The sequence below is a fragment of the Arthrobacter sp. U41 genome (assembly GCF_001750145.1).
GTDB lineage: Bacteria > Actinomycetota > Actinomycetes > Actinomycetales > Micrococcaceae > Arthrobacter.
Window position 1 is genome coordinate 417,402 of the sequence record NZ_CP015732.1, and the last position, 19,274, is coordinate 436,675.

A 19,274-nucleotide genomic window follows, 5' to 3' on the forward strand; every position below is an offset into this window, starting at 1 on the left:
GGGCACCTGTTCCTTACAAAACTTTGAAGTAGTCGAACGGTTCCTTGCAGTCCTGGCAGACGTACAGCGCCTTGCAGGAGGTGGAACCGAAGCGGGTGAGTTCCTTGGTGTTCAACGATGAACACTGCGGGCATTTGACGGCGAGGGACAGCCGGACCGGCCCGGCGTGCCGCACGGCCGCCGAGTGGCCCGACGGCGGGGCGATGCCGTATTCCTGGAGCTTGGCCTTGCCTGACTCGGTCATCCAGTCCGTGGTCCACGCCGGGGAGAGCACCAGCTCAACCCGGACGTGGGGGTAGCCGGCATTGTGGAACGCCGTGGTGAGGTCGTCCCGGATGGCGTCCATCGCGGGGCAGCCGGAGTAGGTCGGCGTGATGGTGACCTGGACCGCGGGAACCTGCCCGCCGTCGTCGAACAACTGGACGTTCCGGAGAATCCCCAGGTCCGCGACCGTGAGGACGGGGATCTCCGGATCGCAGACCGTGGCCGCGATGTCCCAGGCCTTCTGCTCGGCCGTCTTGGTGTCCATCTCAGGCATGATTACCAGCTTGCTCCGGGGTACTCGCGGGCGAGCACCTGCATTTCGGCGAGGATGTAACCGAGGTGCTCGGAGTGCAGTCCCTTGCGTCCGCCGCCGGGGGCGGGCTGGACCTTGGGGACGTCGAGTTCGGCCTCGGCGAGGACCTCGCCGGTAAGCCGGTCGAAATCGGCGCGCAGGCTGGACGGCTCGACGGCGGCACCGGCCGCGGCGAGGCGGGCGGTGAGTTCATCGTCGCGGAACAGCTCGTCCACGTAGGGCCAGACGACTTTGAAGCCGTGGATCATCTTCTCGCGGGACTCATCCGTGCCCTGGGCCAGGCGCAGCACCCACTGGGCGCTGTGGTCGCGGTGGTAATCCACTTCCTTGACGGCCTTGGCGGCGATGCCGGCCAGGGTGGCGTCGGTGGACTCCACCAGGCGGCGGTACAGCTCGAACTGGTAGTAGCTGACGACGAACTGGCGGGCGATGGTGACGGCAAAGTCACCGTTCGGGATTTCGAAGATCTCCACGGAACGGAACTCGGGCTCGCGGCGGAAGTACGCGAGGTCATCCTCGCTCCGACCGTCGAGCCCGCCGGCGTAGCTGAGGAAGGACCGGGCGTGACCCAGCTGGTCCAGGGCGATGTTGCCGAGGGCGATGTCCTCCTCGAGCTCCGGGGCGCGGGAGATCCAGTGGCCAAGGCGCTGCGCGAGGATCAGCGCGTCATCGCCCAGGCGCAGGGCGAACTCGGCGACGTCCTCGCTCGGATTGGCGGTGCCGCGGCTGACGGCCAGGGCGATGTCCTCCGGGCGGAGGGCGTTGCCGGGGGTGATGCGGGTGGCGCTGGCCGTGGCCTCGCCGCTGCCGCTGGCTGCCTTGACGCCGACGGAGACGTCCCCGTGGCCGGAGGCTTCTTCTTCTGCGGGGGCCGCTGCGGCCGCGGTTTCAGGTGAGGTGCTCACAGGTGCTTCACGCCCTCGCTCTTGGTGTAGTACGTCGCGTGCCGGTAGTCCTTGCCCTGGGGCGACTCGAAGAACGAGCCCTTGGAGTCCGGATCGCTGGAGGCGATGGCGTCAGCCGGGACAACCCAGATGGAGACACCCTCGTTGCGGCGGGTGTACAGGTCACGGGCGTTGCGCAGGGCCATGGCGGCGTCCGGCGCGTGCAGGGAGCCGGCGTGGACGTGGGAGAGGCCGCGGCTGGAGCGGACGAAGACTTCCCAGATGGGCCAGACGTTACCTGCGTGCGGTTCGGGGGTGGTCATGCTGCGGATTCCTTTTCTGCTTGCTTGCGGCTCTGCTTTTCCGCGTAGGCGGCGGCGGCTTCGCGGACCCAGGTGCCGTTGTTGTGTGCTTCGCGGCGCCGTTCCAGGCGCTGGGCGTTGCAGGGGCCGCGGCCGGCGAGGACTTCGTGGAATTCATCCCAGTCCAGCGGGCCGTGCTCCCATTTCTTGGTCTCTTCGTTGAAACGGATGTCCTTGTCCGGGAGGGTGAGCTCCAGGACCTTGACCTGCTCCATCATCATGCCGACGAAGCGGTTGCGCAGTTCGTCGTTGCTGAAGCGCTTGATGTTCCAGGCCATGGACTGCTTGGAGTTGGGCGAGTCGTCATCCGGCGGGCCGAACATCATCAGGGCCGGGGCGTACCAGCGGTTGACCGCTTCCTGGGCCATCTGCTTCTGCTCGGGGGTGCCGTGGGAGAGTTCCAGCAGGATCTCGAAGCCCTGGCGCTGGTGGAAGGATTCTTCCTTGCAGACGCGGACCATGGCGCGGCCGTAGGGGCCGAAGGAGGCGCGGCAGAGCGGCACCTGGTTGGCGATCGCGGCGCCGTCGACCATCCAGCCGATGGCACCCATGTCCGCCCAGGTCCGTGCCGGGTAGTTGAAGATGGAGGAGTACTTGGCCTTGCCGTCCATCAGGTCCTGGTTCATCTGGTCCCGCGGCTGGCCGAGGGTTTCGGCGGCGGAGTACAGGTACAGGCCGTGGCCGGCCTCGTCCTGGACCTTGGCCATCAGGATGGCCTTGCGCTTGAGGCTGGGGGCGCGGGAGATCCAGTTGGCTTCCGGCTGCATGCCGATGATCTCCGAGTGCGCGTGCTGTGAGATCTGGCGCAGCAGGGTCTTGCGGTATGCCGGGGGCATCCAGTCGCGGGGTTCGATCCGCGAGTCTTCCGCCATGACTTTGTCGAAGTATGCCTGGCCTTCAGCGTCACGCCGGGCCGCATCTTCGAGGCTCTGTTCGTGCCGTGCCGCTGTTGGCTCTCCGGGCACTGACTGCAGGGTCTGCGCTGCCATGGTTGCTCCTATGCATTTCCGATAAATAATTACCGACCGTTCGTTCAGGATATGCGGAAGGCGGGAGATGCGTCAAGCACCGGGGCTGAACCGGGGCGCTTTGGAGCGGATGGCCGGTGGTAGCTTGAACTCGTGAAGATCGGCACCGGCAAGCAGCTCCCCCTCTGGGCCTCCGTGGCCCGGAACATGCTCATTGCCCTGGTGGCCGTGTCCCTGGTCCAGGGGTTCCTGGTGAAGGCCTACCGGATCCCGTCCGGATCCATGGAGCCGACGCTGCAGGGTTCTTCGGACGGCGGCGACAGAATCCTGGTGAACCGGCTCGCCTACGCCGGGTCAGAGCCGCGCACCGGCGACATCGTGGTGTTCACCCGGCCGGAGAGCTGGCAGGCGGAATCTGGGGTGCCACGCAGCGGCGGGGTGGCCGGGCTGGCCCGTTCCTTCGGCGACGTGACCGGGATCGGGCCCTCCAACGAGCAGTTCCTGGTGAAGCGGGTGGTTGCGAGCGGCGGCCAAACCATCAGCTGCTGCGGGGACGACGGCAAACTGCGCATCGACGGCCTGCCGCTGGACGAACCCTATGTTTTTGAGGACCTGCCGTTTGCCGCTGGCAGCCTGGACTGCCAGGGCAGCCCCCAGTCGCTGCGGTGTGTTCCCTCGTTCACCGTTCCTGAAGGTGAGCTGGTGGTGCTGGGCGACCATCGGTCCAACTCGGTGGATTCCGCCATCGCCTGCCGGAGCCTGACTGGTGAGGCCGGCGGGGACTGCGTCAGGACCGTTGGCGCCACGGCCGTCGTCGGCCAGGTGGCGGGCAGGTTCTGGCCGCTGAACCGTTTTGGTGGAGTGGGCTGACTTCTCCCGGACAGCAAAGATCCCCCGGAGCGGCTTTGAACTGCTCCGAGGGGATCTTTTCGCTTGCTAGCGCACGGGCTGCGACTCCGGCTCGCGGGACTGATATGCGGTGTAGTACCGGTACGAATCCGCCCCGGTGGTGGGCACCCGGTTGAGGATCGTGCCAAGTACGTTGCCGTTGACCCGCCCCAGGTTGCCGAGCGACTTCCCAAGCTCCTCATCGGTGGTCTTCCCGGACCTGATAACAACAATTGCTCCGTCGGCAATGCGGGTGAGGACGGCGGCGTCCGTGACGGGAAGCAGCGGCGGGGCGTCGACGAGCACAATGGCGTCCTGCGCGAGCGTTCTGAGCAGAGTCTTCATGGCCTGCGAGCCCAGCAGCTCGCTGGGGTTCGGCGGGATCCGGCCGGAGCCGAGTACCCGCAGGTTGGGCATCGCGCTCCATTCCTGCAGCACGTCCTCCAGCTCGGCGTGGCCGCTCAGGACGTCGGTGACCCCGACCCCGGGGACCAGGTTGAAAACATCTACCAACGTGGGGCGGCGCAGATCGCCGTCGACCACCACCACGTTCTCGCCCGCGGCGGCCATGGTGACCGCCAGGTTGGCCGTCACCGTCGACTTGCCCTCGGCCGGAACGGAACTGGTCACCACGATGATCCGCGGGGGATTGTCGACGTCGACATACTGAAGGTTTGTCCGGAGCTCCCGCAGGGCCTCGGTGATCGCATGCGATCCTTCGCCTGCGGCGACCGGGCTGAACCCGTCGTCCAGTACGGTGCTTTTGCCATCCAGGCGGTGGTCCACCGGGAGCGTGCCCAGCACGGGCACGCCGAAGCGGCGCTCGATCGCCGTGGCGCTGCGGAGCCGGCGGTCCAGTCGGTGGCGAATGAGTGCATAAGCGAGCCCGAGAGCCAGGCCGGCCAAAGCTCCGATGGCCAGCGACAACTTCACATTGGGGGAAGTCGGGGCCGTCGGCAGCGTGGCTTCGCCCAGCGGAACCACACGAATTACCGGAACAGGAATGACGTCCGAGCCTTCCACCGCGGGGATGCTTTCCAGCTCCTTGACCTGCTCGGCCAGGCCCATGACCCAAGCATCCGCGACCTTTCGGGCCATTTCTGGGTTAGTGGACGTTGCGGTCACGGCAAGCTGGGCGCTTTCCTTCGGCACGGCCACGGTGACGGAGCCCAGCAGCGCGTCGGGCGATGTGGTGAGGCCCAGCGAGGTGACGACGCGCTCGGCCACGAGCCTGGACTTGGCCACAGACTCGTACTTGGCGGCCTTGGTCTGGGCCAGATTCTCGCTCATGAGCGAAAGGCTGAGGTTGTCCGAGCCGCCGGCCACCACGATCCCGCTGGACTGTGCGGCGTAAATCTTCGGCTGCAGGAGGGTCCAGCAGAAGGCGAGCACGGTCAGCGCAAGGGTGAACGCCAGAATGCCCTTCCAGCGGGCCCGCGCGATGCGCAGGTAGTCCTCCAGCGCCAGTCCCGCCGAAGTTTGACCGCTGTTGTCGGCCGTTTCAAAACCAGTCACGCTAAGGTCCTCTCCCCCGTGCCTGGCCCCAACGACCCACACGAAAAGTTACTGTACGGTACGGTGACCGCGTTTGATGTGCACGTTAACCGCGCTGGAGCATTCCCTGCCGGACGAGTCCGTCCACGGCTGCATCGAGCAGGGCCTCGTAGCCTTCCGGCAGTCCATGCTCGGCTTCGATCCGGCTCGCCAGAGTTTGCATCGAGACTGGCCGCAGGGCGGATTTCCAGATGATGGGTCCTATTCCACTGAGCTGGGTGAGTTCGGCTTCCGTCAGGACCAGCAGGTCCCCGCCGATCTCCACCGCGTCAACTGCATGGGTCCTTTGCACCCAGCCCGCGGGGATTGGTTCTTGTGGTTTTTCTCCGGCGGGGTCTGCAGCTTGTTCCACTTCCGGCCCCAACTCCCCCAGTGCGGGTGACCATGCCTGGGCCTCCGACGGGTTGGCCGGCACCGTAAGAAAAAGCGGCGCGAGGCTGTCCTTCAGGTCAGCAGCTTCGGAATAGCTGACCCGGAACACTCCGCCCACGCTGTCAATCAGCCGGCAGAGCGATTGAAGCGGCTGGGCCACCGCAGCCTGGGAGGACGTGTCCGGAATGAGCGCCAGCACAGCCTCCACCAGGGGGACCGGTCCGATGACGGGCAGCTGGTGGTCCGCGCCGGCAACCCTGTCGAGCAGTGCGATGGCCGCGATACGGGGATTGTCCGAGGCGACCTGCAGGCCCAGCTCGTCCGGTCCAACCTGCAGTTTGGCGGCACCGGGCGTTGCCTGCTTAACGGACAACGGCTTGGGGTACGGCAGGACAGTCCCGTCCGCCCGGATGGCGACGGTTTCGTCAGTTATGTAGCCGAAGGTCCGGGCGAGCTGCGACGAGGCCGTCGTCTTCCCGGTGCCGGACTTTGCGACCAGGGCAATGACGGCTCCCCCAGGATCCGCGACTCCGCAGGCGTGCAGCATGGTCAGATCGCCGGCACGCTCGAGGATGGCGGCGATAGTGACTTCAGAGGTCACGGCCTCGGCCAATCCCTCGAAGGTGTCCGAGCCGAGGTGTCTCGCGCCGGCGTTCGGCAGCTTGGATTCAAAGTGGAGGGAGGCAGTGAAGGGTAAGCCTGAGGTGCCGGGCTCCACTTCCGGCACGAAGGGGCGCGGATCCCCCAGGCATCGACTCCAGGCCTCAGCCATCGAATGCCTCTGTCCGGCCGTGACGGCTGATCCCCAAACAACGGTGAAGCTTGTGCCCAACACGTCAAGGTTCAAGTCGCCCGGTGCCCTCAATCAGTCTCACCAATCCGGCAACGCCTCAGTAAATTGAATCCTTCTACCAGCCGGCGCCCGCACGGCCAGAACCCTCCCGGCATGGCGCCCCCAACATGATCCCGGCATTTTGCTTCTGGCCATTAGATCACTTGTGGAATGCCGCCCGGACCATAATTTGGTGGCGGGAAGGAGTGTTACTAGGTCAGTGTGATTTCAGAGCTGGCTGCCGGCGCGGCGGGGTGGGTGAGCGTTACCGTGATGGCGTATTTGCCGCCCGTAGCCAATTTCGCTCCGAGGTACTTGAACCCCCCGAGGTTAAAGATCTGGGATGCGCCGCCGGCAAGGCCGATCGAGTAAAAGATGGGGGCCGTGAAAACGTTGCCCGAGAAACTTCCCGCAGCCCCGGCTGTCGGCGTTGTCGTTTCAAACCCAACCCCCGTTGCGCCAGTGGTAACAGGCTGGATGGTGACAAAGCCCTGAATCGTGCCGGTGGGAACAGTTGAGGTGTTCTTGATTGTGAATTCCGCCGGGGCCAACCCACTCCTGTTCTGACCGGGCACCGGGTTCTCAACCCGAGTGAACGTGGCGCCAGCCGGAGCCTTAGCAAAGGACGCTGCAGCCGTAGCGGTCGTCGTAGACGCCGCAGCCGCAGCGGTCGTCGTAGACGCCGCAGCCGCAGGCGCTGCAATGGCTGCCGCGATGACGGGCACGCTCCACGCGGCGGTCTTTACAACGGTCCGGCGGTCGAAACTGGCTTTCGGTGCGGCCAGGCTCTTAATCTCCGACATCTTCTACCCCAAGTTCTAATGCGGCGGAGAAAACCCCTGTGCGGGCGCGCTCCTGCCGAGCGTTTCGGCAGCCTTTGCCGAGTGTACGCAGGAAAGCATGATTCTTCAATATCAAGCTTCTTTATTATCAAGAACAACAGAACGCGGCCCTATCTCCTTCCAACCGTCACGGCGGTGAAGGCGCGGCTAGACTCGGAAACCATGCCGCAGGCACGAGTCCCGCTACTGGAAGTTGGAAAAACCTTGGAAGCGCTTCACCCCGTTCGGATCCTGACGGTCTGCACCGGCAACATCTGCCGCTCGCCGGTCGCCGAGCGCCTCCTGCAGGCCGGCCTGGACCAGGTTCAACCCGGCGCGTTTGTGGTGAGCAGCGCCGGAACCCGGGCCATGGTGGGCGATCCGATCCAGCCGCTCTCCGCGGAGATCATCAGGACGTACGGCGGAACGCCGGAGGGCTTTGCGGCCCGACAGCTGACGCCCAGGATCCTCAGGGAGTCCGATTTGGTGCTGGCGATGACCGCCAAACACCGCGGCGCCGTGATGCAGATGGACGCCTCCTTGCTGAAGCGGACCTTCACTATCCGCGAGTTCGCCCGGATGCTGGAGGTCCTTGGCCAGCGCGACGCGCCGTCCGCCGCCGTCGACCTTCCGGCGTTTTGGCGGGGACTCCCCGCCCGGGCGGCCTCCGCGCGGCACCTCGCGCTGGCCGCGGAAGCCGCCGACAACGATGTGGTGGATCCCTACCGGCGCGGGCCGGAGCTGTACAACCAGATGGAGGACGAGCTCGCCCCGGCCATCCTCGGCATTCTGCGGTTCGCCCGCGAGCACGGCTGACCATTTAATCTCCGTGCCGCCGGCATCATCTGGCGGATGGCGGTGGTAGTGTCCGGCCATGGGGATATCTCCGGAACCAGCAGCAGCCGCAGGCTCAGCCGCGGCACCGGGCGGAATGAACCGCCGTCGCACCATTGCCATCGCCGTCATCGCCGGGCTGGTGGTACTCGCCGTCGTCGTGGCAGCATTCCTGCTGAACCGGCCGCGCACCGAAACCGCGGCCCCGGTGGAAACCTCCGCCCCGGCGCCGGAGACCACACCGCCCGTAACGCCGGAGCCCACGCCCACCCCGACCCCGGATCCGCCGCCCACGGCACTGAACATCCTGCTGATCGGCAGCGACAGCCGCGTGAACGATCGGGCGGTCGCGGCCTCCGGCGGGACCTCGGACCAGCGCGGGGACGCCCTCGTCTTCGTCCATCTCCCGGCGGACCGCCAGAGTGTCTATGGCATCTCCCTCATGCGTGACCTGTGGGTGGACATCCCCGGCTACGGCGGGGGAAAGGTCAACGCCGGGCTCGAACTGGGCGGGGTGCCGCTTATGACGCAGACCGTGGAGGCCCTGCTCGGCCAGCACATCGACCACACCGTGATGGCGGACTTCCAGGGCTTCGCCGCCATGACCGATGCCCTCGGCGGCGTCGACGTCGACATCAAGCGGCCCTTCCAGGGCACGATCGACGACTTCGTGAATTTTCCGCCGGGTGTGAACAGGCTCAACGGCTCGCAGGCCCTGGCCTTTGTCCGGGAGCGCAAAGCGTTCGCGGACGGCGACTACCAGCGGGTCCGGAACCAGCAGACCTTTATCAAGGCTCTGATGGCCAAGATGGCGGCTGAGGGCGGACTGTCGGACCGCAACACCGTGAAGCAGCTGGTGGCGACCGTCCTCCCGCACGTCACGGTGGACCCCGGGCTCACGGTGGAGACGCTGGAACGGCTCGCCTTCAGCCTGCGCAGCACGGCCCCCGGCAGCGGGGTTTTCTTTACACTCCCCACTGCCGGCGTCGGGACCACCACCAGCGGCCAGTCGGTGATCTGGCAGAACCCCGCCGCCACCGCGGCCGTGTCCGCCGCGCTGTCTTCCGGGACTTTGGCCGACTACGTCGCCGCCAACGGCCTGCAGAACGGCAACTGACTGCCCCGCCGGGGCCGTGGCTACGGCCCCAAGTGAACCTGCGCTAGTCAGCCAGGACGTCAGCGAGGTAGTCCGCCAGGGGTTCTTTCACGTGCCTCGGCTGGAACCCGCTTGCCTGGATCTTGTGCAGGGGCAGCAGGCTATTAAGAGGCCGTGGCGCCGCAGCTTTGCCTTGGAAGTATTCCTCCGTGCTGACGCCTGTCACGGCGGTCCGGGATCCCCCGGAGAGTTCGAACACATCCGCGGCGATGTCGGCCCAGGACTGGGAGGGCCCGTCGTTGCTGAGGTTGTAGATCCCATACGGGGCGCCCGTGGCGAGCAGGTGGCGGATACCCGCGGCGATGTCCTCGGTGAAGCTGAGCCGGCCGGTCTGGTCGTTGACCACCTGCGGCGCTATGCCGCGTTTCGCCAGGGAGGCCATGGTGCGGACGAAGTTGTTGCCGTCGCCGATGACCCAGCTGGTGCGCACGATGTAGTGCCGGGGCACCACGCTGACGGCGGCGTCGCCGGCGGCCTTGGTCTGGCCGTAGACGCCCAGGGGCGAGACTGGCTCGTCTTCGGGGTGGATCTCACGGGTGCCGTCGAAGACGTAGTCGGAGGAGACGTGCACCAGGGTCAGGTTGTGCTCGACGGCGGTGCGGGCCAGGCGGGCGACGGCGGTGACGTTGATGGCCCAGGCGGCCCTGCGGCCTTCGGGGGTTTCGGCGGCGTCCACGGCGGTGTAGGCGGCGGCGTTGATGATGGTGGCGTAGTTTTTCCAGGTCCGGGCGGTGAAGGACTCCTCGGTGCCGAGGTCGAATTCCGCCCGGCCGGCGAACTCGACGGACGGGTCGCCGTCGTAGAGTTTCCGCAGCGCCGTGCCGAGCTGGCCGTCGGCGCCGACAACGAGGGTTTTCTTCGGCGGCATCGGGGCCACGTCCGCGAGCCGGGGGTGGTTTTTGTCCTTCTCGGAGAGTTCGGCCTGGTCCAGCGGGACCGGCCAGGGGATCGCGGCACTCTCGTCGGCGAGGTTCAGGAAGGTGTACCGGCCCTGGGCGTCGGCGGACCAGTGGTCGTTGACGAGGTAGGTGTAGGCGGTGTTGTCTTCCAGGGTCTGGAACGCGTTGCCCACCCCGCGCGGGATGAAAATCGCCTGGCTGGCATCCAGTTCGGCGGTGAACACCGCGCCGAAGGACGGTCCCTCGCGCAGGTCCACCCAGGCCCCGAAGATCCGGCCGGTGGCGACGGAGATGAACTTGTCCCACGGCTCGGCGTGGATCCCGCGGGTCGTGCCGGCCTTTTCGTTGAACGAGATGTTGTTCTGCACCGGCGCGAAGTCCGGCAGGCCCAGGGCCAGCATCTTTTCCCGCTGCCAGTTCTCCTTGAACCAGCCCCGGTTATCACCATGGACCGGCAGGTCGTACAGGACCACGCCGGGAATCGGGGTGTGGTGCGCGGTGAGCTTTTTCGAGAACTCGATCGGCATAATCTACTGGCCCTGTTCCAGGTACTTCGCTTCCGTCGCGGCCTTCTGCGGCCGCCACCAGTCCTCGTTGTCCCGGTACCAGGCAATGGTGTCCTCGAGGCCGGCGTCGAAATTGGAAAACCGCGGCTCCCAGCCGAGCTCGGTGCGGAGCTTCGTGGAGTCGATCGCGTAGCGCAGGTCGTGCCCGGGCCGGTCGACGACGTGGTCGTACGCGTCCGGGGCCAGGCCCATGTGCTTGAGGATCAGTTCGACGACGTCCTTGTTGTTCTGCTCCCCGTCCGCGCCGATCAGGTACGTCTCCCCGATCCGGCCCTTCTCGATGATCGCCAGCACCGCGGAGGAATGGTCGTTGGCGTGGATCCAGTCCCGGACGTTCTCGCCCTTGCCGTACAGCTTGGGGCGGATCCCGTCGATCACGTTGGTGATCTGGCGCGGGATGAACTTCTCCACATGCTGGTACGGGCCGTAGTTGTTCGAGCAGTTGCTGATCGTCGCCTGCAGCCCGAACGACCGCACCCAGGCCCGCACCAGCAAATCCGAGCCGGCCTTCGTCGAGGAGTACGGGCTCGAGGGGTTGTACGGGGTGTCCTCGGTGAACCGTTCCGGGTCGTCCAGCTCCAGGTCGCCGTAGACCTCGTCGGTGGAGATGTGGTGGAACCGCCTGCCGTGCTTCCGGGCCGCCTCGATCAGCGTGTAGGTGCCGATGATGTTCGTATCCAGGAACGGGCGCGGGTCATGCAGGGAGTTATCGTTGTGTGACTCCGCGGCGTAATGGACCACCACATCGGCCCCGGCAACCAGTCCCTCGACCAGGGCCGCGTCGCAGATGTCCCCCTGCACGAATTCGAAGCGCTCCCCCGGCAGGCCCTTCAACGACTCCAAATTTCCGGCGTAAGTGAGCTTGTCCAGCACGGTCACGTGATCGTCGGTGTTCTCAAGGACATAGTGGACAAAGTTGGAACCGATGAACCCGGCGCCACCGGTGACAAGGAGCTTCTGCATGATTTCCATCGTTCCACAGCGAGGACGATTTGGTTGAACCTGAAAGCTCAGTGGAGGATTGGCGTCATGCGCGGAATTATCCTCGCCGGGGGGACCGGTTCAAGACTTCATCCGATTACTTTGGGCATCAGCAAACAGCTGGTTCCGGTCTATGACAAACCGATGATCTATTACCCGCTTTCCACGCTGATGCTGGCCGGAATCCGGGACATCCTGATTATCACCACCCCGCATGACGGTGACCAGTTTGAGCGCCTGCTCGGTGACGGCTCGCAATTCGGGATCAGCATCACCTACAAGGTCCAGCCCTCCCCGGACGGACTGGCTCAGGCCTTCGTGCTCGGCGCCGAGCACATTGGCGACGGACCTGTTGCCTTGGTGCTGGGCGACAACATCTTCTACGGCCACGGCCTGGGAACCCAGCTCCGCCGCTTCGCGAACATTGATGGCGGCGCCGTCTTCGGCTATTGGGTTGCGGACCCCTCTTCCTATGGCGTGGTGGAGTTCGACGACTCCGGTAAGGCCATCTCACTCGAAGAAAAGCCCGAAAAACCCCGGAGCCACTACGCGGTGCCCGGACTCTACTTCTACGACAACGACGTCGTCGAGATCGCCCGCGAACTGAAACCATCGCCGCGCGGCGAACTCGAAATCACGGACGTGAACAAGGCGTATCTTGGGCTGAACAAGCTACAGGTGGAGATTCTTCCCCGTGGATCCGCATGGCTGGACACTGGAACATTTGATTCGTTGAACGAAGCCTCTGAGTTCGTGCGCACGGTTCAGAAACGCCAAGGCCTTGCCATCGGCTGCCCCGAGGAAATCGCGTGGCGGCTCGGATTCCTGAACGACGATGAGCTCCGAGAACGCGCAGAGCCCCTGGCCAAGAGCGGCTACGGAAGCTACCTGCTCAACCTTCTGGCGGACGGGCCCAAGTAGCACCGGACCGCCGCGGGGCCGACTCTGCGAGGCGGCCGAATACCCCCGTGGCGAAAGTGGGCGCCACGCGCCGGATGGCTCTATATATTGGGGAGCATGACTGAGACTCCCGCCATTGATGGCCCATCCATCGCCGTGGAAAAATCCGCTGTAGCCGCACCCGTGGCCAAGAAAATCCCCGCCCTCCGCACACACCACGGAGATGCCTTCGAGGACAGCTATGAGTGGCTGCGGAACAAGGAATCCGCCGAGGTCGTGGAGCTGCTCAAGGCCGAGAACGCCTACCAGGAGGCAGTGACGGCCCACCAGGAGCCGCTGCGCGAGGCCATCTTCCAGGAGATCAAGGCCCGCACCCAGGAGACGGACCTCTCCGTTCCCAACCGCAAGGACGGCTGGTGGTACTACACCCGCTCGGTGGAGGGCAAGGAATACGGCATCCAGTGCCGCGTCCGGGCCCGGGACACCGGGGACCGCGTCGCCGACTGGACTCCCCCCGCCGTCGAGGTTGGCGTCGAGATTCCGGGCGAGGAAATCCTGCTGGACGGCAACGTCGAGGCGGAGGGCAAGCCGTTCTTCGCCGTCGGCGGTGCCGCCGTGACCATCGACGGGAACCTCTACGCCTACGCCGTGGACAATTCCGGCGACGAGCGCTTCACCCTGCGCATCAAGGACCTGCGGACCGGGGAACTCCTTCCCGACGTGATCGAGAACGTCTTCTACGGCATCTCCTTCTCCCCCGACGGCACCCGGATCTTCTACACCGTGGTGGACGACTCCTGGCGGCCCTACCAGGTGAAGTCCCATGTCCTGGGCACGCCCGTCGCCGGTGACGAGGTCATCTACCAGGAGGACGACGTCGCCATGTGGCTGGGCTTCGAGCTCTCCGCCGACCGGCGCCACCTTGTCCTGGGCATCGGCTGCTCGGAATTCAGCGAGACCCGGCTGCTGCGCTTCGACGCGCTCGACGCCGGACTCCGCACCGTGATCTCCCGGGACGAACGCATCCTCTACGAGGCCGAGCCGTTCCTCCTCACGGACGCCTCGGGGAAGCAGTCCGAGGTCATCGTCCTGACCCACAACCGGGACGCCATCAACTCCATGGTCTCCCTCGTGGACCCGGCCGAGCTCGCCAAGCCGGTCGCCGAGCAGCACTGGACGACCGTCGTCGAGCACTCCGATGAGGTGCGCGTCAACGGCGCCGGGGTCACCTCGACGCACCTGGTGGTCTCCATCCGCAAAGACACGATCGAGCGCGTGCAGGTCCTGTCGCTGACCGGGCTGGGCACGCCGGAGCAGGGCGCGCCGGTGGAGCCCGCCTTCGAGGAGGAGCTCTACACCGCAGGCGTGGCCGGCTCCGACTACGACGCCCCCGTGATCCGGATGGGCTACACCTCCTACTTCACCCCGACCCGGGTCTACGACTTTGTGCTGCCCACCACGGAGCAGCCCGCCGGCCAACTGCTGCTGCGCAAGGAAAGCCCCGTGCTCGGCGGCTACTCCTCCGCCGACTATGTCGCCACCCGTGAGTGGGCCGTGGCTTCCGACGGGACCCGGATCCCGCTCTCCGTGCTCCGGCACGCCTCGGTGAAGCGCGACTCCACCGCCGCGGGCCTGGTGTACGGATACGGCTCCTACGAGATGAGCATGGATCCCGGCTTCGGCATCCCACGGCTCTCGCTGCTGGACCGGGGCATCGTGTTCGTGATCGCGCACATCCGCGGCGGCGGGGAACTGGGCCGGCACTGGTACGACACCGGCAAGAAGCTGCAGAAGAAGAACACCTTCACCGACTTCATCGCGGCCACCGACTGGCTGGCGGAGTCCGGCTGGGTGGACCCGGCCCGGATCGCGGCCATGGGCGGCTCGGCCGGCGGCCTGCTGATGGGCGCGGTCGCCAACCTGGCACCGGAGAAGTACGCGGCGATCGTGGCCGCCGTGCCGTTCGTGGACGCCCTGACCACCATCCTGGATCCGGAACTGCCGCTCTCGGCGCTGGAGTGGGAGGAGTGGGGCAACCCGATCACCGACCGCGCCGTGTACGAGTACATGAAGTCCTATACGCCGTACGAGAACGTCCGCGCGGTGGCGTACCCCAAAATCGCCGCGGTCACCTCGTTTAATGACACGCGGGTGCTGTACGTGGAGCCCGCCAAATGGGTGCAGCGGCTGCGCGAACTCAACACCGGCAGCGAGCCGATCGTGATGAAGATCGAGATGGAGGGCGGCCACGGCGGCGCCTCCGGCCGGTACGTGCAGTGGAAGGAACGCGCCTGGGACTACGCCTTCGTCGCCGACTCCCTGGGCGCGACCGAGCTCCTGCCGGGCGCCGGGGTCAAGTAAGGGGTCCTTCTCCTCTCGATCGGTTGCTCCGTAACCGCCCTTTTGAGCCCGGATAAGGGCGGGTGCGGAGCAACCGATTGTGCTCGCCGGGCTCGCCCGCGCCGGGTGCTCACCGATTCGTCACAGATGGCCGCTATGGAGCTTTCATAGCGGCCATCTTCGTCGAATCGTTGGGGCAAGGGCTTCCGTTCCGACGATAACAATTTACGGGCCTCCCGGAGATCCTTGCCCGGCACTTCCCCGAAGCATCGACTAGCCCTGTGCAAGATTTGCTCGCCCACTGCAGCCGCCTTTGGTGGCCCTGAGTTCAACGACTTCGCCCATTAGATATCTGTCTCCGTCGGGCATTTCACCTTTTATGCGCACCGCGAAAGGAGAGGGTGCCGAGGCTTGCGGGATCGGCCAATACCCGTGTAAACGCCAGCTCTGCGGCTCCGATCATCATCAGGTCCGAACCCAAGGCCGCCCGGTGGATCTTTGCCTGGCTGACCGGGCCCTCCAGAGCCTGGGAGAGGAGTAGATTGTCCAGTGTTCCGGGGGAAAGTGCGTACAGAACACCCAGAAATCCGTCGAGAATTATCGCTTCCGGGTTGAACGTGTTAACCGCGTTCCGCAGGGCTATTGCCAGATATCCCAGCTGCCGTGTCACTTCCACTGCCACTTCCGGGCTTCCGCTATTTTGGAGAGCTTGTTCGAGCTGGGATACATCGCCGCCGGTCAGCCCGGCAAGTTTGAAGAGCCGTGACTGCGAGACCTCGGTCTCCAGGCAACCCGTAGCGCCGCAGTGACAGGTGCTCCCTGATGTGCGGACAAAGGTATGCCCCAGTTCCCCCGCATATCCCGAGGCACCGCGCAGCAGTGCGCCGTCGGAGATCACACCTCCGCCGATGCCACTGGCACCGCCATTGAGGTAGACCAAGTTTTGCCGTCCGGCGCCCGCGCCGAAGATGAGTTCGGCTTCTGCAGCCAGGGAAGCGTCGTTAGCGGCCTCGCAGGGGTAGCCCGTGGCCTCACTCAGCATCGTCGCTACGGGTTCATTTCGCCAGCCCAAGTGCGGGGCGTGTCGAACCACGCCCTCAGCCCGGTGTACCAAGCCCGGCACAGCCACTCCGATCCCCGTAATGCGGTAGGACGTATCGAGTTCTGAACGCATACCTTCGATAACTGCCGCAGCAATATTGACGGCTTCCCTCGCCGTGGGAATCCGTTCTGTGTCAAACCGGATCTTCTTTCGGACTGTCCCGCCGAGGCTCACCAGCCCGATTGTCACTGCATCGATCTCCGGATTGACAGCAAGTGCCGCCGTCGCCTGGCTGGGGCGCACCTCGGGGCTGGGCCTGCCCACGTGGGCTTCGCCAGAAGGGGCCGATTCGTAGACTAAGCCCAATGCAACGAGTTGTCCGATCAGGGTCCCTACCGTGGACCGGTTCAGCCCGGTCCGCTTGGTCAGCTGTGCCCGACTGAGGACGCCGTGGTGATGGACCAAGGATGTGATGAGGGACAGGTTGTTCCGTCTAGAAGGATCTGGCTCGCTGGACGGCAGTAGTGGCTCTGTGAGTGACGGCGGCGGTGTGGCGGGCCGTTGGGTTTGGGAGGGCATCAACGGGACGATATCAGTTACCGAACACGGCGCGGCTGAGGAAGCTGTTGCGGAACTTCCCGGTGGGGTCTAAGCGGTCCGCCAGCGCAGTGAAGTCGTCAAAACGCGGGTACAGGGGCGCGAGCGAGGCCCGACCGCCGTCGAATAGCTTGCCCCAATGCGGCCGGGCTGCGAATGGGGCCAGCTCCGCTTCGAGCAGGGGCAGTATTAGTTGAACGGCCGGCAGGTCCTGGCGCCAGGTGAAGTGAAGGCCGATGCCGTCACGGCCGTAGTTAGGGCTCAGCCACAGCTTGTCCGCCGCAATGGTGCGGATTTCGCTGACCAGCAGCAGCGGGGTCACCACGTCCGCGAGCTTGCGCATGGTGCGCAGGGCGCCCACTGCGTGCTCGCGCGGGATCAGGTATTCGCTTTGCAGTTCATCGCCCTTGCTCGGGGTGAATTCCAGCCGGAAGTGGGCCAGCCTGTCGGACCAAGGACCCGGAATGCCGAGTTGCTGCGTGCAGTTCCTGCCGGAGACCCCTGGAAGCGGATGCATGGCCGCAACCGCCGGAGTACCGCCGAAAAAAGCTGACGGCACGTCGGTAGCCACGGGGTCGCCGACGCGACTCTTGAGCCAGGCCTGCCCCACGGTTCCTCCGCTCCAGTCGGTGAACAGGCTCACGCTGTAGGCAGCGGACGTCACCTGATCAAAGTCCTCCAGCACCTGCTCCCAGTCCAGGCTTTCAATTACCTGTTGGCCGATTCGGAAGCTGGGCTCGATGTCTAGGGTCACGCGCGTGACTATGCCTAGGGCACCCAATCCGACCACCATGCCGTCGAAGTCGACGTCGCCGCGTCGGACCGTGAGGATGTTGCCGTCCGCAGTGATCATTTCCAGTCCTGAGACTGCGGTGGCCAGGTTGCCGTTCGTATCTCCAGAGCCGTGTGTAGCCGTGGCAACTGCTCCGGCCACTGTGATGTGTGGCAACGAGGCCAAGTTATGCAGGGCGAAGCCGAGGCGTTCGAGCTCGCTCGCGAGCTTCCCGTAGTGCGTTCCCCCGCTGACGGTCACCGTCATTTTGCGTACGTCGACACTAATTTCAGGGCCAAGCCGGTCAAGAACGACCAGTGGCCCCGAACTGTCCGCGATGTCGTTGAAGGAATGCCTGGACCCCAAGGGCCGTATCTTAGAGGCCCTAGCCACCCTCTCCTGCAGTTCTTCCAGGCTGCCCGGGTGGGCGATCTCCGGAGCTTGGTAGCCGTAGTTGCCAGCCCAATTTCGTTCGGTCACAAGCTGATCCATCGTAGTTTCATCCCGGTCCGGATATCGCAGCAATGTTTGATGCATGAAACAACATAATAGTCCCCGCGACGCAAAACGACATCTTTTATCGCCCCCAAAAACGGTCGGGTCAGGACTTTGCCCTTGGCCAGCCTCTTGACATCAAGGGGAATAGCAATATGTTTGTCTTCGGAACAATTTACTGTGATCGCCGTTGGAAGGTGACCGCAGCACATCCAGCCCCTATATCTCCCGGAGCATTCAATGACGATTCAGCCCACCCGTGAAGACAAGTTCTCGTTCGGTCTCTGGACCGTGGGCTGGGAGGCGCAGGATCAGTTCGGTTCCGCCACCCGCCCACCACTGGACACCGTTGAGGCCGTCAACCGCCTCAGTGACCTTGGTGCCTACGGCATCACATTCCATGACAACGATCTCTTCCCCTTCGGATGCTCCATAGCTGACCGGCAGCGGGAAATCGACCGTCTGACCGGAGCGCTGAAATCCACCGGCATGGTGGTGCCCATGGTGACCACCAATCTTTTCAGCCACCCAGTCTTCAAGGACGGGGGGTTCACGAGCAATGACCGCGGTGTGCGCCGCTTCGCCCTCCGCAAGGTTTTGGAGAACATCGACCTCGCCGCAGAGCTTGGCGCGGAAACTTTCGTCATGTGGGGCGGGCGCGAAGGCAGCGAGTATGACGCCGCCAAGGACATACGTGGTGCCCTGGAGCGCTACCGCGAAGCCGTGAACCTGCTGGGGGATTATGTCACGGACAAGGGATACAAAATCCGGTTCGCCATCGAACCGAAGCCCAACGAACCCCGCGGAGACATCCTGCTTCCGACGCTTGGCCACGCACTGGCATTCATCGAAACCCTCGAGCGGCCGGAATTGGTGGGCATCAACCCGGAAACCGGGCACGAGCAGATGGCCGGGCTGAACTTCACCCACGGCATAGCTCAGGCCCTTTACCAGGGCAAGCTCTTCCACATCGATCTCAACGGCCAGCGCAGCATCAAGTTCGACCAAGACCTGGTGTTCGGCCACGGTGACCTGCAGAACGCCTTCTCCCTGGTGGACCTGCTTGAAAACGGCGGGCCCGACGGCGGGCCGGCCTACCATGGCCCGCGCCACTTCGACTACAAGCCTAGCCGCACCGAGGACATCGACGGCGTGTGGGACTCCGCGGCCGCAAACATGCAGACCTACCTCCTGCTCAAGGAACGAGCCAAAGCCTTCCGCGCCGATCCCGAGGTCCAGGCAGCACTGCAGGCCTCGCGCGTGGCAGAAATCAACGAACCCACCCTCAACCCGGGAGAAGGGCACGAACAGCTCCGTGCCGACCGCGCCTCCTACGAGGACTTCGACGCCGACGCGTACTTCGGCGGCAAGGGCTTCGGATTCGTAAAGCTGCAGCAGCTCTTCATCGAGCATCTGCTCGGCGCGCGCTGATCC

The 19,274-nt window shown here is 65.1% G+C and carries 17 protein-coding genes; 6 read left to right on the top strand and 11 right to left on the bottom strand.

The window, feature by feature from the left end; genetic code table 11:
* Positions 1-13: 13 nt before the first annotated feature.
* Genes paaD through paaA form a run of 4 tightly spaced genes read right to left on the bottom strand, consistent with a single transcriptional unit; the run spans position 14 to position 2,812 of the window.
* Positions 14-538 (bottom strand): 1,2-phenylacetyl-CoA epoxidase subunit PaaD, encoded by a 525-nt coding sequence (gene paaD, locus ASPU41_RS01985; RefSeq protein ID WP_069949490.1) that lies wholly within the window; start codon positions 536-538, stop codon positions 14-16.
* A gap of 2 nt (positions 539-540) precedes the next feature.
* Complete coding sequence (gene paaC / locus ASPU41_RS01990) at positions 541-1,482, bottom strand: 1,2-phenylacetyl-CoA epoxidase subunit PaaC (protein ID WP_069949491.1); 942 nt, start codon at positions 1,480-1,482, stop codon at positions 541-543.
* The gene (paaB, locus tag ASPU41_RS01995) at positions 1,479-1,784 is read right to left on the bottom strand and encodes a 1,2-phenylacetyl-CoA epoxidase subunit PaaB (RefSeq protein ID WP_028265291.1); all 306 of its coding nucleotides are present in this window, start codon (positions 1,782-1,784) and stop codon (positions 1,479-1,481) included. The genes paaC and paaB overlap by 4 nt, the downstream gene beginning before the upstream one ends.
* Positions 1,781-2,812: a 1,2-phenylacetyl-CoA epoxidase subunit PaaA gene (gene paaA, locus ASPU41_RS02000; RefSeq protein WP_069949493.1), complete on the bottom strand. Its 1,032-nt coding sequence runs from the start codon at positions 2,810-2,812 to the stop codon at positions 1,781-1,783. The genes paaB and paaA overlap by 4 nt, the downstream gene beginning before the upstream one ends.
* Before the next feature lie 132 nt (positions 2,813-2,944).
* Here paaA and lepB point away from each other — a divergent pair, with 132 nt between their 5' ends.
* The gene (gene lepB / locus ASPU41_RS02005) at positions 2,945-3,661 is read left to right on the top strand and encodes a signal peptidase I (protein ID WP_069949494.1); all 717 of its coding nucleotides are present in this window, start codon (positions 2,945-2,947) and stop codon (positions 3,659-3,661) included.
* Positions 3,662-3,727: 66 nt separating this feature from the next.
* Here the strand turns inward: lepB and ASPU41_RS02010 are convergent, their stop codons facing one another.
* The 3 genes from ASPU41_RS02010 to ASPU41_RS22455 form a co-directional block, all read right to left on the bottom strand.
* Positions 3,728-5,194 (bottom strand): polysaccharide biosynthesis tyrosine autokinase, encoded by a 1,467-nt coding sequence (locus tag ASPU41_RS02010; protein WP_069949495.1) that lies wholly within the window; start codon positions 5,192-5,194, stop codon positions 3,728-3,730.
* 85 nt (positions 5,195-5,279) lie between these two features.
* A complete protein-coding gene (locus tag ASPU41_RS02015) occupies positions 5,280-6,377 on the bottom strand; it encodes a hypothetical protein (protein WP_231941137.1) in 1,098 nt (365 codons plus the stop codon).
* Positions 6,378-6,649: 272 nt separating this feature from the next.
* On the bottom strand, positions 6,650-7,240 hold the full coding sequence (locus tag ASPU41_RS22455) for a hypothetical protein (protein ID WP_157356902.1): 591 nt from the start codon (positions 7,238-7,240) through the stop codon (positions 6,650-6,652).
* A gap of 201 nt (positions 7,241-7,441) precedes the next feature.
* Here ASPU41_RS22455 and ASPU41_RS02025 point away from each other — a divergent pair, with 201 nt between their 5' ends.
* Together ASPU41_RS02025 and ASPU41_RS02030 are read left to right on the top strand one after the other, a co-directional pair.
* The gene (locus ASPU41_RS02025) at positions 7,442-8,074 is read left to right on the top strand and encodes an arsenate reductase/protein-tyrosine-phosphatase family protein (protein WP_442856229.1); all 633 of its coding nucleotides are present in this window, start codon (positions 7,442-7,444) and stop codon (positions 8,072-8,074) included.
* A 58-nt stretch (positions 8,075-8,132) separates the two neighbouring features.
* A complete protein-coding gene (locus ASPU41_RS02030; RefSeq protein ID WP_231941138.1) occupies positions 8,133-9,209 on the top strand; it encodes an LCP family protein in 1,077 nt (358 codons plus the stop codon).
* Positions 9,210-9,252: 43 nt separating this feature from the next.
* Here ASPU41_RS02030 and ASPU41_RS02035 read toward each other — a convergent pair whose 3' ends face one another.
* Positions 9,253-10,674: a sugar nucleotide-binding protein gene (locus tag ASPU41_RS02035; RefSeq protein ID WP_069949499.1), complete on the bottom strand. Its 1,422-nt coding sequence runs from the start codon at positions 10,672-10,674 to the stop codon at positions 9,253-9,255.
* Between the two features lie 3 nt (positions 10,675-10,677).
* Entirely contained in the window at positions 10,678-11,676 is a 999-nt protein-coding gene (rfbB, locus tag ASPU41_RS02040; RefSeq protein ID WP_069952413.1) for a dTDP-glucose 4,6-dehydratase, read from the bottom strand.
* Positions 11,677-11,742: 66 nt separating this feature from the next.
* Between rfbB and rfbA the strand changes: the two genes are divergently transcribed.
* Together rfbA and ASPU41_RS02050 are read left to right on the top strand one after the other, a co-directional pair.
* Entirely contained in the window at positions 11,743-12,615 is an 873-nt protein-coding gene (gene rfbA / locus ASPU41_RS02045; RefSeq protein ID WP_069949500.1) for a glucose-1-phosphate thymidylyltransferase RfbA, read from the top strand.
* A gap of 96 nt (positions 12,616-12,711) precedes the next feature.
* Complete coding sequence (locus ASPU41_RS02050; protein WP_069949501.1) at positions 12,712-14,955, top strand: S9 family peptidase; 2,244 nt, start codon at positions 12,712-12,714, stop codon at positions 14,953-14,955.
* Between the two features lie 349 nt (positions 14,956-15,304).
* Here the strand turns inward: ASPU41_RS02050 and ASPU41_RS02055 are convergent, their stop codons facing one another.
* Positions 15,305-16,300, bottom strand: a complete 996-nt coding sequence (locus tag ASPU41_RS02055) for an ROK family protein (RefSeq protein WP_231941139.1) — start codon at positions 16,298-16,300, stop codon at positions 15,305-15,307.
* 268 nt (positions 16,301-16,568) lie between these two features.
* The gene (locus ASPU41_RS02060) at positions 16,569-17,882 is read right to left on the bottom strand and encodes an FAD-binding protein (RefSeq protein WP_442856230.1); all 1,314 of its coding nucleotides are present in this window, start codon (positions 17,880-17,882) and stop codon (positions 16,569-16,571) included.
* 198 nt (positions 17,883-18,080) lie between these two features.
* Between ASPU41_RS02060 and xylA the strand changes: the two genes are divergently transcribed.
* Positions 18,081-19,271, top strand: coding sequence for a xylose isomerase (gene xylA, locus ASPU41_RS02065; RefSeq protein ID WP_069949502.1), 1,191 nt, complete (start codon positions 18,081-18,083; stop codon positions 19,269-19,271).
* Positions 19,272-19,274: the final 3 nt, after the last annotated feature.